The organism is Nocardia africana NBRC 100379, from assembly GCF_001612635.1.
In the GTDB taxonomy this organism is placed as follows: Bacteria; Actinomycetota; Actinomycetes; order Mycobacteriales; family Mycobacteriaceae; genus Nocardia; species Nocardia africana.
The window spans coordinates 71,502-84,617 of the sequence record NZ_BDAV01000020.1 but is presented as its reverse complement, the minus strand read 5'-3'; the positions used below and the strand labels follow the sequence as shown (position 1 = coordinate 84,617).

Sequence of the window (13,116 nt, the reverse complement as noted above, 5' to 3'; positions counted from 1 at the left end):
GCAACGGCCTCCGGGCCCGGCGTCGCGGACGGTCCGCCGGGGCCGGAGCTGCCGTGACTCCCGCGGTGCGCGACGTCACTCGCCGGCGCGCATCCGAGCCAGATTCCAGCTGTTCCAGGTCTCGTCGTCCGGCCCGTGCGTGAGCCGCTGCCGTAGGTCGAGGCGGATCGGTGCGGGGAGGCGGTCGAGAACCGGGACGATATCGGCCGACAGCCCGGACAGATAGTCGACGTCGAGTTCTTCCCCGCGCTGCCAGCGGTCGATGTTCTCCGAGGCGACCAGGGCCTCCGGATTCAGTGCGGCGAGCACCAGCAACGCGGCCACCGCGGTCGCGATGGTGGTGCGCGGCAACCACGCCGTGTCCAGGCGCAGGACCGCGACGATCACCAGCAGGTAGACGACACCGAGCCAGAGTTCACAGGTTCCGACCAGCAGACGCAGCACGGTGAATCCGTATGCCTGCTGATAGGTCCACATGCGGCCGAACGCGGAGGCGATGATCACCAGGGTGAGCCCGCTGATCGTGCAGAGCAGGCCGCGCAGCCAGAGGCGGTCGGTCGCCGAATCCCTGGTGGCCCAGCGCAGGACGGGCAGGATGACGGCGAGAGTGAGCAGGGTGACCGCGGCCAGTTGCCAGAATCCGCTGCGCGCGTAGGCGGCGTAGGTCAGACCGGCGGTGCGCTGCACATAGTCGTCGCCACCGAACAGGGCCACCAGTTGTGCGCCCAGGAACGACGCGAACAACACCGTCAGCGCTCCGACCGGCAGAGCCCACTCCAGGCGTGCCAGTGTGCGGTTCGCGGGGCGGCTCTGTGCGTCGGCAGGAGCCAGGGGAGCGGCGAGCAGGTACAGCGCGCCCAGGGTTGCCGTACCGGCGAGCAGGAACAGCACGATGCATCGAGTGGTGGCGGCGGCGTCCATGCGCGGTACCAGCCCGGTGACGATGGCGGCGAAGGTGGCGTCGGCGCCGGCGAGCAGCGGCACGAACACCGCCAGGATCACCACCGTGGCAACCACGGACGCGCCGAGCCGCCAGTGCCGGGCTCCGGTGCTGCCCCGCTGCCTGGCCTGCGCCGCGTACACCCAGGCGAGGGCGCCGGCGGAGGCCAGCGGGACCGCGATCGTGTCGTGGAGCACTCCGCGCGCCGACGGCCGCCCGACCACTGCGAGCGACCCGCACACGGCCGCCGCGATCAGGCAGAGCACGAACAGCCACCCCGCGGCCCGGAAGGTGCCCACCGCGAGCAATGCGAGTGCGGCGGCCGCCCACCAGCGGCCGGGGCGGATCCGGCGTTCAGGGGGTGTTTCCGACCGGTTCGCGGCGCGACGATGGACGGTGCCGACCGCGACCGCGGTGGCGGAACCCGCGAGCAGCCAGCCGATTCCGGGCCGGTCCACGGACACGGTGGCCGCCGCGACCAGACCGGCGACCCCCGCGGCGGGCAGCACACCGGCCGGGTAGGGGACCCGTCGCCGGCGCGGCGGAACGGGTGGCGCAGACCCGGGATGGCCCGGTGCCCACTGCTCCGGTCCGGGAGCGCGCCCGGGTGGCCGGGCGCCGCTGTCCACGGTGAGCTGATCGTCCGCCGAGCCCCGGTGTGGTGGGTCGGCTATCGCGACGGCGGTACCGGCATTCCGCGACCACACCGGTGGATCGCTGTGCCCGGCCGGGACCGGTGTGCCGGCGAATGAACCGGGTTCCGGCGCAGCCGGTTTCGCGGCGACCGCCGGCGGAGATGCCTGTGCAGGTTTCGCCTGATCATCCGAAATCTCCGGAGCGTCCGGCCCCATGGTGCCGTCCGGGTCCGGCAAGGTTTCGTGTCGCTCCGGTTCCGCGGACGCGCCGGAGCGTGCCGGACGATCGTGGTCGGCGGGGTCCACCGGTTCCGGTGTCCGCGTGCGGTCGGGGGTGGGTTCTTCGGGCACGGCTGTTCCCTCCTGAGGGTGTGCGTTACCGGCCCGGGACCGAATTGGTCTGCCGGGCTGCGGAATTCGGGTGTCAGTGGTGGTGGGGCGCGGTGGCCGGAAGTATCACGCGGATCCGTGAGCCGGGTTCGGCGACCGCGATGGAACCGTGGTGCAGGTCGACCACCCAGCGGGCGATGGCGAGTCCGAGTCCGGTGCCGCCGCCGTCGGTGCCGCCGCCGCGGGTGAAGCGGTCGAAGATGCGCTCGCGTTGTGCGGGTGGTATTCCGGGCCCGTCGTCCTCCACATCGATGACGAGATCGCCGCCCGTGATGTGCGCGAGCAGGCGGACTTCGCCACCCGCGGGACCGTGTCGCGCGGCGTTGTCCAGCAGATTCAGCAACACCTGGTGCAGGCGGGCGCGGTCGGCGTACACGGTGGCGGTGGCTTGCGAGACCTCGCTGCGGAAGCGGACACCGCGGCCGAGGGCCGCGGTCATGACCTCCGCCTCGGCGGTCACCGTCCCGAAAATCGGTGCGACAGCGAATTCTTCGCGGTCGAGCGGGATCGCTCCCGCCTCGATACTGGACAGATCGAGGAGCTCGGAGACGAGCCGGCCGAGCCGTTCGGTCTGCGCGAGCGCGGTTTCCAGTGTTTTCGGATCGGGCTCGGACACGCCGTCCACGAGGTTCTCCAGCACGGCGTGCAACGCGGTGATCGGTGTGCGCAACTCGTGCGAGACATTGGCGATCAGTTCGCGGCGCTGCCGGTCGGCGGCGGCGAGGTCGGTCGCCATCCGATTGAACGCGTCGGCCAGCTGCCCCACCTCGTCGCGGGAGGACGCGCGCACCCGGCTCGTGTAGTCCCCGTGTGCCATTCGCCGCGCCGCGGCGGTCATCTCCCGTAGCGGCGCGGTGATGCCGTGCGCCAGGAATTGGGACGACACCAGGGCGATGAGCACCGCGGTCAGGGTGGTCATCGGTGGCAGCCAGCCGATCCGGTGGCTGAACCAGGCGAAGGCGAGCCCGCCCGAAAAGGTCATCAGCACGGCCAGTTTGAGTTTGATGGATCGGAGGCGATCCAACGGCCGCGGGAGTCGATCCGACACCTGCTTCAGCAGGCGCGAAGCCCGGGCATCGGTACGGTCGTCGAGTCCGGCCGGCGCGCTCATCGGGTCTCCAAGGCATAGCCGACGCCGTGAACGGTGCGGATCAGGTCGGCGCCGAGTTTGCGTCGCAGCGCCTTGATGTGGCTGTCGACGGCACGGGTGCCGGCCGCGTCCGCCCAGTCCCAGACCTCTTCGAGGAGCCGCTCCCTGGCCAGCACCGCGCGGGGCCGCCGGGCCAGCCGGACCAGCAGATCGAATTCCAGCGGCGTGAGCTGAGCTTCCACACCGCCGCGCCAGACCCTGCGCTGATCGCTGTCGATGCGCAGATCGCCGACCACGGTGATCGCGCCGTGCTGATCACCCGCGCGCTCGACCCGGCGCAGCAGCGCACGCACCCGCGCGGTGAGCACCCGTAGCGAGAACGGTTTGGTCAGGTAATCGTCCGCGCCCACGCCGAGTCCGATCAGCTGGTCGGTCTCGTCGGTCCGCGCGGTGAGCATCAGTACCGGTATCGAGCGCTCGGCCTGGATCCGCCGGCACACCTCCAGCCCGTCGTAGCCGGGCAGCATGACGTCGAGGACCACCAGGTCCGGCTCGAACGTCTTCGCGGCCGCCACCGCCGCCGGACCGTCCGGGGCCGTGGTGACCGTGAACCCTTCGGCCCGCAGCCGCGCCGCAACCGATTCCGCGATCGTGGACTCGTCGTCCACGACCAGGATCCGCCGCGCCGTCGTGGCCTCCACCGGTGGGTTCTGTTCCATGCTCGGGGAGCCTAGCGATCTCGTGTGGAGAGAACCGGTATCAGTTGTGGAGATTCTGTGTGGCCGGGGCGAACTCGCCGCGCGCGCGACGTCGCCGCCTCGCGACATGTGGGAGCGTCAGTCGCGCCGGGCCACGTAGGTCAGTAACTCGTTGTGCAGCAACCCGTTCGACGCCGCGGCATTCCCGCTGACCGGGCCGGGGGTGCCGTCGAAGGCGGTGAAGGTGCCGCCGGCCTCGGTGACGATGATCGCGTTGGCCGCCATATCGCCGGGGGACAGGCGGGGATCGGCGCAGATGTCGATCGCTCCCTCGGCGAGCATCATGTAGGACCAGAATTCGCCGTAGGCACGGGTGCGCCACACGTCGCGCGACAGGCTGAGGAGGTTGTTCAGGCGGCCGTCGTCTTCCCAGGCGGTGACGGTGGAGTAGGCGAACGAGGCGTCGGTCAGGGTGTCGACGCCGGAGACTCGCAGGCGCGACGCCGAGGTCAGGCTGCGGCCGGTGAAGGCGCCGTGGTCCTTCGCGGCCCACCAGCGGCGGGCGAGTGCCGGCGCGGAGACGACGCCGACGAGGGGACGATATCCGCCCTCGGAGACCTCCAGCAGGCAGATCTGCGTGGCCCACACCGGGACTCCGCGCACATAGTTGTCGAGCCCGGTGATGGCGTCGACCACCCAGCAGCGCGGACCGCCGCCTTCCAGTCCGTCACCGGCGCCCAGGACCGCATCGCGTGGGCGGGACCGGCGCAGTTGGGAACGGACGAGTTTCTCCACCGCATTCTCGGCGTCGCTCACCGAGGCCATATCCGGTCTCGACCGGACCGCGAGGTCGAGGCCCTTGAACCGGTCCATATTCACCGCGTCGGCGGAATCGGCGAGGACATGGGCGAAACGGAGATCGTCGTCGAGGTGGTCGTGCACCACTGCAAACTATCCGCGGCCGGTGAACACTGCCACCGCCTCGGGACAGCTGATACCGAACCAGGTATGCGAACCTCGTCGCATGCGCGGTTTTCCGCGATGCGGTGGCACGAGTGCGGATCCGGGCGCCCGCTTCGCGCGTGAGATCGGCTGCGCTGCCGAGCAATCCGTCGAGGACGCTACCCCCGCACGAGTGAGGTGATGGAGACGGTGTCAGTCCCCCTCGGGCGTATCGGTGTAGCGCTGCAGATAGAGCTGTTCGCCCAGCGTGCTCAGCAGTTCGAGCTCGGTTTCGAGGTAGTCGACGTGACTTTCCTCGTCCTCGAGGATCGCCTCGAAGAGGCGGGCGGAGGTGACGTCGCCGCGCGAGCGCATCAGCTCGATACCGCCGCGCAGCCGGGTCACGGCTTCCATCTCGATCTGCAGGTCGGCCCGCAGCTGTTCCGGGACGGTCTGGCCGATCCGCAGGGGGTTGAGCTTCTGGTAGTTCGGCAGGCCCTCGAGGAACAGGATCCGATCGGTGAGAACTTCGGCGTGCTTCATCTCATCGAACGATTCGTGGCGCGTGTGCTTGGCCAGCTTGGGGTAGCCCCAGTTCTCCTGCATCTTGGCGTGCAGGAAGTACTGGTTGATCGCCGTGAGTTCCGCCGTCAACTGCTCGTTGAGCAGCGCGATGATTTCCTTGTCGCCTTCCATGACGTGTGATCGTGGCACAGATCACAGGCCAGGGGAATGAGCGGGGCGCGTGTCGGTATCAGGCGGCAGTCGACTCGGCCGGGGCGTCGGTGCGCGCCCGGCCTATCGCCTCGGCCAATCGGGAGGTGCACAAGCCGCACCCCGGCTTCCAGCCGCAGGCTTTCTTGACTTGCCTGGTCGAACACGCGCCGGCGGCGACGCAGGTGTGCACGTCTGCTTCGGAGACGGCATTGCAAATGCAGATGTACACGGTCGGCCTCGGATTGCTCTGTACGACAACGGTGAGGGCGCGTCGGGAGGTAAGCCTCGCCTAAGCAGGTAACCCTTGCCTAAGGTAGCACCCGGGTAGCGGGGGTTGTCAATGGGCCCGCGCGGGCGTCGCGGACCCGCTTCGCGCCGGGGGCAGAGCTCACCGCGCGACCGGCTGATCTCGTCGCGTTCCCGGCTGCCGGAAGGTCTTGCGATAGGCGATCGGCGCGACGCCCAGCTGGGTGCGCAGGTGGTGGCGCAGCGAGGCGGCGGTGCCCATACCGGCCGCCCGCGCGACCTCGTCCACGGTGAGCGCCGTGGTTTCCAGGAGATGGCGCGCATGACGCATCCGCTGGTGCAGGACCCAGGCGCCGGGCGCCATGCCGGTCTCGGCCTTGAAGCGGCGGGTGAACGTGCGCACGCTCATCCGGGCGTGCGCGGCCAGAGTGGTGAGATCCAGATCGTCGCCGAGTCGCGCGAGTGCCCACTCGCGGGTCGCGGCGGTGCTTTCCGCACCCGGATCGGGGACCTGCTGTTCGATGAACTGGGACTGCCCGCCTTCACGCCAGGGCGGCACGACGCAGTGGCGGGCGGCCCGGTTCGCGGCCGCGCTGCCGTGGTCGGAACGCACCAGATGCAGGCACAGATCCACCCCGGCCGCCAGACCCGCTGCGGTGCAGACATTTCCGTCCTCGACGAACAGCAGATCCTCATCGAGCAGCACGGCGGGAAACAGGGCGCGAAAGTCCGCCGCGTACTTCCAGTGGGTGGTGGCGCGGCGGCCGTCGAGGATGCCCGCCGCGCCCAGCACGAACGCGCCGGTGCAGATCGAGACGATGCGGGCATCGGGCCGGATCGACGCCAGCGCGGCCGTCACCGCGGCCGGCAGGACACCGTCGCGGCGCGGGCCCGGCATGGTCGTTCCCGGCACGATCACGGTGTCGGCGCGGGCCAGCAGGTCAGCGCCGTACTCGGGCGTGACGGCGTAGCCGTTGGTGGACGGGATGGGGGAGCGGTCGAGCCCGCAGATCCGCACGTCGTAGAGCGAGGTGCCGTCGTCGGCGGTGGCCGCGCCCAGGACGGTCGGCGGAATCGCCATATCGAAGCCGACGATGGGCGCCAGGGCCAGTACTGCCACCAGATGCGGGTCGGGCACGGTAGTCTCCTCGGGCAGGTATGGCTGAATCTTTACGCATTATGGCATTCAGGCCACTCGTCGGCGACCGCGAGATTCGGCACGCTCACTCGGTGACCGAAATTCGCCTCACCGACCACATTCCCTCGCCACCGCCGGAGCCGACCGCGCCGCGATTCGCGCGTCGGCCGCATCCGGCGTGGATCGTCGCCGCCGTCGGCTTCGTCGCGCTGCTGGGCGCGGCCGCGTTCCGGTCTGTGCCCAGCGTGCTGATGGATCCGCTGCACGAGGAATTCGGCTGGTCGCACGGCACCATCGGCGCCGCGGTATCGGTGAATATGCTGCTGTACGGGGCGATTTCGCCGTTCGCGGCCGCGCTGATGGACCGGTTCGGCATTCGGCTGGTGGTGGCGGGCGCGCTGCTCCTCGTCGCCGCGGGCAGCGGGCTCACGGTCTTCATGACCCAGCCGTGGCAGTTGATGGCGACGTGGGGGCTGCTGGTCGGCGTCGGGGTGGGATCGATGTCGATGCCGTTCGTCGCCACCATCACCGGACGCTGGTTCGTCCGCCACCGCGGCCTGGTCACCGGCGTGCTCACCGCGGCCGGGGCCACCGGACAGCTGGTGTTCCTGCCCCTCGTCTCGATGCTGGCCCGCGATCACGGCTGGCGGGCCCCGGCGCTGGTCGTCGCCGTGACCGCCCTGGCGGTGGTGCCGCTGGTGGTGCTGTTCATCCGCGACTTCCCCAGCGATATCGGGCGCACCGCCTACGGTGCCGGCCCCGGCAGCGACGCGGGCCTGCGCACCGCGGCGTCCGGCGGGGCGGCGCGCGCGCTGACCGTCCTGGCCGCGATCGTTCGCCAGCCCGTATTCTGGCTGCTGGCAGGCGGTTTCGCGATCTGCGGCGCCTCCACCAACGGATTGATCGGGACCCATTTCGTCAGTGCGGCACACGATCACGGCATGCCGCCCACCACCGCGGCCGGACTGCTGGCCACCGTCGGCATCTTCGACGTCGCGGGAACCATCGCCTCGGGCTGGCTCACCGACCGCATCGGCTCGCGGTACCTGCTGACGATGTACTACGCGCTGCGCGGCCTGTCGCTGCTGATTCTGCCGATGCTGTTCGCTCCCGATGTGCGGCCGAGCATGTGGGTGTTCGTCATCTTCTACGGCCTGGACTGGATCGCGACGGTGCCGCCGACGGTCGCGCTGTGCCGCGAACACTTCGGCGCCGACGGCCCGATCGCCTTCGGCTGGGTGTTCGCCTCACATCAGATCGGCGCCGCGATCGCCGCGTCCGGTGCCGGCGTCATCCGGGACGTGCAGGGCAGCTACCAGCTGGCCTGGTTCATCGCCGGAGGTCTGTGCGCGGTGGCCGCGGTGATGTCGCTGAGCATTCGCCAACCGCGTCCGCGAGAGGCGCTGGCGCAGTAGAGTTTCAATCCCGGCTCCACCGTTCCCGATGAGGGAGGTCGTGCAGTGCCCGTGGTTTCCGTGCCGATCCGGCCCCGGCTGATCGCCGGGGCGTTGACCGGCGTCGCAGTTCTGTTCGTCGCCTGTGGGTGCGGATCGTCGTCGAAACCCGCACCCGCGAGCACCTCCTCCGCCGCGGCGACCACCTCGACGGCGCCGGCCGTCCAATCGATCGACGAGCCGACGCTGCGCGGCATGGTCGAGTCGGTGGCGCGTCCGGCGTCGGTGCCCGGAGTCGTGGCATTCGTCCGCACCGCCGCCGGCGAGGTCGGCACCTCCTACGGCACCCGCACCTTCGGCGGTGGCCCGGCGGTCACCGCGGCCGACCACGTGCGCATCGGATCGGTCACCAAGACCTGGACCGGCACGGTGATCCTGCAACAGGCGCAGGAACACAAACTGGGCCTCGACGATCCGGTGTCGAAGTACCGGACCGATGTGCCCGGCGGCGCGACGATCACCATCGCCCAGCTGCTCGATATGCGCAGCGGCCTCTACAACTACAGCGAGACCCGGGAGCTCGCCGAGGCCATGGACGCCGACCCGGGCCGGGTGTGGCAGCCCGACGAACTACTCGCCATGGCCTACGCGCACCCGCCGTATTTCCCTCCGGGACAGGGCTATCACTATTCGAATACCAACACGATCCTGCTCGGGTTGATCGCCGAACAGCTGGACGGCAAACCGCTCGAGCAGATCATGCGGGATCGGCTGTTCGGCCCGCTCGGGCTGACCCAGAGCACGTTCCCCGCGCGCACCTCCGCGGCCGTACCCGACCCGCATCCGCAGGGTTACATGTACGGCACCAACGTCGTGACCATGGGATCCCCACCGGCGCTGCCGCCGGAGATGCAGGCCGAGGCCAAGGCGGGCCGGCTGCTGCCCGGTGACCGGACCGCCGACAACCCCTCGTGGGCCTGGGCCGCGGGTGCCGGAGTCTCCACGGTCGGGGATCTGGCCACCTGGGCCGAGGCGCTCACCGACGGCAAGGTCCTCGACGCCGAGATGCAGGGCCGGCGCATGAGCAGCCTGCAGGCGACCGATCCGGCCAACCCGCCGCAGGCGCCGCAATACGGTCTCGCCATCGCGAAATTCGGTGCGCTGTACGGACATACGGGGGAACTGCCCGGCTTCAACACCTTCGCAGGATCCGATCCGGCGCACAAGGTGACCGTGGTGGTGTGGGCGAACCTGGAACCCACCGCCGACGGCAGCGCGGCGGCCAGTGAGATCGCCAAGCGCATCATCGAGCACCTCTACGGAACGGGTGCCGCGACGACCACCTCCGCGGCCTCCGCCACGACCCGCTCGGTCCCCCCGACCACGGCCGCCACATCTCCGGGCATGCCGGCCCCGCTCTCGCCGTCCCCTAGGCCCGCATCCGGTCGGTGAGTCGCTGGAACGAATGCAGCAACGTTTCGGCATCCGATGATCGGATGCGTACCGGCCTGCGCGGATGTCCAGTAGCGTCGATGTGGTTACGAGTTGGCTAACGATACGGCCGATATCCGGCCCGGCCCGCGCATCCCGTCGCACAGTTCGGGGCAACGAAGGAGGATCGAAGTGCTGCACACCGACATCCCGACTCGCCGCGAGATCGAAACCCTCGCCGAATGGACCGGCCCCTGGTCGGTGTCGATCTATCTGCCGACCGAAGCCGCCACCGCGAATCCGGAGGCGAACCGGATCGCGTTCGGCAACCAGGTCCGGGAGGCGGTCGACCTCGTCACCGATGCCGACAGCCGCGAGGCCATCGCCGAACAACTCGATGATCTGGCCGAGGACGAGGATTTCTGGCGCTTCCAGTCGCACACCCTGGTCGTGCACGTATCCCCGCAGCGCATGTGGACCTTCCGGATCCCGAACCGGCTGGGCGCGGCGGTCACGGTCTCGGACCGGTTCCTGCTCAAGCCGCTGCTGCGAGCCGTCACCTTCCCGCAGGCCGCGTTCGTGCTGGCGCTGGCCGAGGGGTCGGTGCGGCTGGTCGAGGTGACCCCGGACCGGCCGGCGGAGGACGTCCGGGTTCCCGATATGCCCGCCAACGCCGCGGATTTCGCGCGGAAGGCCTCGATCGGCGATCGTTCGCCGAAGCGGCGGCTGACCGGCAGCGAAGGAAAGAAGGTACTGGTCCGCCAGTACGCGCGTGGTGTCGACCGCGCTTTGCGTGACATCCTCTCCGGGCGCGACACCCCGCTCATCCTGGCCGCGCCCGAGCCGATCGACGCGATCTATCGCTCGGTCGCCAGCTACGCGGAACTGCTCGACGACGGAATTCCCGGTAACCCGGAACACCTGTCGGACCAGGACCTGGCCGACCGGGCCCGCCACATCCTCGACGGCCACTACGCGGCGCAACTCGCCGATCTGCGTCAGCTGTTCGACAAGCGCCGCAGCGAGGCCCGGGCCACCGCCGACCTCGCCGACATCGCCCGCGCGGCAACTTTCGGCATCGTGCAGACACTGCTGGTCGATATCGACACCGCCGTGCCCGGCACGGTCGCCCCGGACACCGGCGCGATCGAATTCGGACCCGCTTCCGAGACCGAGATCCCGGGGATCCTCGACGAGATCGCCCGCCGCGCACTGCTTTCCGGCGCGCAGGTGCTCGCGGTGCGCAAGGCCGATATCCCGGACGAGGCATCGGCCGCCGCCATCCTGCGCTATTCGATGTGACCGGACGTCACGCCAGGAACGGCGTGACCAGGTCCAGCAGTGCGTCGGGGCGTCCAGCGCGACGATATGCCCGCGGTCCGGAATCACGTGTCCGGCAACATCTTTCGCGTCAGGCATCGGCTGCCGATGCAGTGCGTCGCCGACGGAGCCCGCACCCGGCGGGGACTCGCCACCGCGTCGGGCCGGCCTAGCCGTCGGCCGCGGTCGCCGTCGTGGCGAGGTCGTCGATGGCGGTGATCAGGTGGCGGCGGCTGTCGGCGGCGAGGGCGAGAAGTTCCTCGTCGCCGAGTGCGCGGGCCCAGATCGTCGGGTCGAGGGCCTCGACGACGACGGTTTCGTGGCGTTCCCGCACGACCACCGGATGCGGCACGAGCATGTCGGCCCGGTCGTCGCCGGCGAGTTCGGCCGCGAGCAGGTTGCGGCGGCAGACCTCCAGGATGGTGTGGTGGGCGGGGCGGCGGGTGCGGCCGTCGTACCGCGCCGTGTTCAGGTCCACCTCGGCGAGGATGGTGAAGCCATTGGCCCGCAACGTGTTCCGGGTCCGAGCCAGTGCGGTGTCGAAGTCGGAGAGCACCCGGGTGACGATCGTCGGCGCGGGGGCCACGGGCAGCCGGATCTCGGTGACGAGTTGACGCGGGTCGCTCACCTCGTCGGGACCGACGAGATAGACCTCGGTCGGGGGGCCGGTGATCCGATAGGCGTTGCGATCCACCCATTCGGCCAGGCTGCGGTAGACGGCGCCGAGATCGCGGTAGCCGCCGTGGTGGCAGGCGCGGGCCACCGTCGTGCCGGGTGTGACGAGCACTTCCGCACCCGAGGCGAGGCTCAATTCGGCGGCGGGCTCCACCGGCACGCGAAAGTCGACGCTCGTCACGATCGACGATCCGTCGGTGTCGGTGTAGGTGATCGCGGTCGGACCGCTGGCGGTGAGGCCGGATCGGGCGACGGTCGCGAACAATTCGCGCATACCCGCGGTGATGTCCTCACCGGGCCGATCCGCCCGGATCGCGCGAGGTAGTCGCAACAGGGCCTGTGGCGGCACTTCGCACACATCCACCCGGTAGTCCATGGCGTCCTCTTTCTCGGTGTCTGCCTCGACAATGCCCGCGCCCACGCGGATCCGCGAGGGACCAAGGGCCTGTCCTGCCGGGACATCCGCGCCGATTTCGCCCAGGTCGCGTCCCGCGGACGAACTCGGCCCGCGGTGGCGACTTTCGGCCCTAGATCGACGGACACCGCGGCCGGACGATCGGAACAGGTCCGGCGGCAGGAGGCGGCGATGAGCAGTGACAACGGGACCGAGCCGGCGATCGTCGCGGCGGTCGACGGCTCCGGTACGGCGCTGCAGGCGGTGCGGTGGGCGGCGGCCGAAGCGGCGGTGCGCCACTGGGGATTGCGGATCCTGCTCTCGTCGGCCTCGGCGCCGCGGACCGGGCTCAGCGCGATGGAGATCGTCGGCGGCCGGGAATGGTTGTACTGGAACGGTGAAGGTGTGCTGTCGGAGGCCGCGGCCATGGCCCGGCATGTGGCCGACGGCGTGGAGGTCACGACCGAACTGACCGCGGATCCGGTGATCGACACGCTCGTGGAGCGCTCGTCGCGCACGCCGATGATCGTGGTGGGCAGCCACGGCCGCGGCGCGGTCCGGCGCGCGCTGCTGGGTTCGGTCAGTTCGGCGGTGACGCGGCAGGCTCGGTGCCCGGTCGCGGTCGTGCACCGGGAAAGCCTGTTCACCGTCGGCGAGGACGCGCGGCCGGTGGTGGTCGGCGTCGACGAGCAGGGCACCGCGGTCGGCTGTGCGTTCGAGGAGGCGGCGCTGCGCGGCGTCGGCCTGCAAGCCGTCCGCTGCTGCGACGACGAGGTCGGGGGATTCGTCCTGGACGGAGAACTCCAGCAGTTCCGCGCGGACGAGACGCGGGCGCTGAACCGGCAGGTGGATCCGTGGCACCGGAAGTATCCGGAGGTCCCGCTCGAGACCGAGGTGATGTTCGGCGGGCCCGCGCAGGTCCTGCTGGAACGAGCACGCGACGCGCAACTGCTCGTGGTGGGCCGGCATCGCTGGAGCGGCCTGGTGGGAACCGCGGTGCGGTCCACACGCGCGACGGTGCTGCATCGCGCCCACTGCCCGACGCTCGTGGTGCCCGAGCACGTGGAGCCGGAGTAGATCGACCGGGCGACGCACTTCCGGTCCAT

General features: G+C 70.3%; 12 protein-coding genes. 4 read left to right on the top strand and 8 right to left on the bottom strand.

Going from position 1 to position 13,116, the window contains the following annotated elements:
• Positions 1-75 precede the first annotated feature (75 nt).
• The 7 genes from NA3_RS30530 to NA3_RS30500 all read right to left on the bottom strand — a co-directional run bounded on the left by NA3_RS30530 (position 76) and on the right by NA3_RS30500 (position 6,796).
• Positions 76-1,926: a DUF4153 domain-containing protein gene (locus tag NA3_RS30530; RefSeq protein WP_227995160.1), complete on the bottom strand. Its 1,851-nt coding sequence runs from the start codon at positions 1,924-1,926 to the stop codon at positions 76-78.
• Between the two features lie 73 nt (positions 1,927-1,999).
• Positions 2,000-3,022: a HAMP domain-containing sensor histidine kinase gene (locus tag NA3_RS30525; RefSeq protein ID WP_218021923.1), complete on the bottom strand. Its 1,023-nt coding sequence runs from the start codon at positions 3,020-3,022 to the stop codon at positions 2,000-2,002.
• Between the two features lie 50 nt (positions 3,023-3,072).
• The gene (locus tag NA3_RS30520) at positions 3,073-3,774 is read right to left on the bottom strand and encodes a response regulator (protein WP_062967544.1); all 702 of its coding nucleotides are present in this window, start codon (positions 3,772-3,774) and stop codon (positions 3,073-3,075) included.
• Positions 3,775-3,891: 117 nt separating this feature from the next.
• Positions 3,892-4,695, bottom strand: coding sequence for an inositol monophosphatase family protein (locus NA3_RS30515; RefSeq protein WP_062967661.1), 804 nt, complete (start codon positions 4,693-4,695; stop codon positions 3,892-3,894).
• A 213-nt stretch (positions 4,696-4,908) separates the two neighbouring features.
• On the bottom strand, positions 4,909-5,391 hold the full coding sequence (bfr, locus tag NA3_RS30510) for a bacterioferritin (protein ID WP_062967543.1): 483 nt from the start codon (positions 5,389-5,391) through the stop codon (positions 4,909-4,911).
• A 58-nt stretch (positions 5,392-5,449) separates the two neighbouring features.
• A complete protein-coding gene (locus NA3_RS36385; RefSeq protein ID WP_084492001.1) occupies positions 5,450-5,641 on the bottom strand; it encodes a (2Fe-2S)-binding protein in 192 nt (63 codons plus the stop codon).
• 159 nt (positions 5,642-5,800) lie between these two features.
• Positions 5,801-6,796, bottom strand: coding sequence for a GlxA family transcriptional regulator (locus NA3_RS30500; protein ID WP_227995162.1), 996 nt, complete (start codon positions 6,794-6,796; stop codon positions 5,801-5,803).
• Between the two features lie 92 nt (positions 6,797-6,888).
• On the opposite strand from NA3_RS30500, the gene NA3_RS30495 reads away from it, so the two are divergent.
• From NA3_RS30495 to NA3_RS30485, 3 genes are all read left to right on the top strand, one after another.
• Positions 6,889-8,211 (top strand): MFS transporter, encoded by a 1,323-nt coding sequence (locus NA3_RS30495; protein ID WP_372464225.1) that lies wholly within the window; start codon positions 6,889-6,891, stop codon positions 8,209-8,211.
• A 45-nt stretch (positions 8,212-8,256) separates the two neighbouring features.
• A complete protein-coding gene (locus tag NA3_RS30490) occupies positions 8,257-9,642 on the top strand; it encodes a serine hydrolase domain-containing protein (RefSeq protein ID WP_063917823.1) in 1,386 nt (461 codons plus the stop codon).
• Positions 9,643-9,813: 171 nt separating this feature from the next.
• Positions 9,814-10,923: a baeRF11 domain-containing protein gene (locus NA3_RS30485; RefSeq protein WP_062967538.1), complete on the top strand. Its 1,110-nt coding sequence runs from the start codon at positions 9,814-9,816 to the stop codon at positions 10,921-10,923.
• A 187-nt stretch (positions 10,924-11,110) separates the two neighbouring features.
• Here NA3_RS30485 and NA3_RS30480 read toward each other — a convergent pair whose 3' ends face one another.
• Entirely contained in the window at positions 11,111-12,037 is a 927-nt protein-coding gene (locus tag NA3_RS30480; protein ID WP_062967536.1) for a DUF302 domain-containing protein, read from the bottom strand.
• A 165-nt stretch (positions 12,038-12,202) separates the two neighbouring features.
• Between NA3_RS30480 and NA3_RS30475 the strand changes: the two genes are divergently transcribed.
• Positions 12,203-13,087, top strand: a complete 885-nt coding sequence (locus NA3_RS30475; RefSeq protein WP_062967534.1) for a universal stress protein — start codon at positions 12,203-12,205, stop codon at positions 13,085-13,087.
• Positions 13,088-13,116 lie beyond the last annotated feature (29 nt).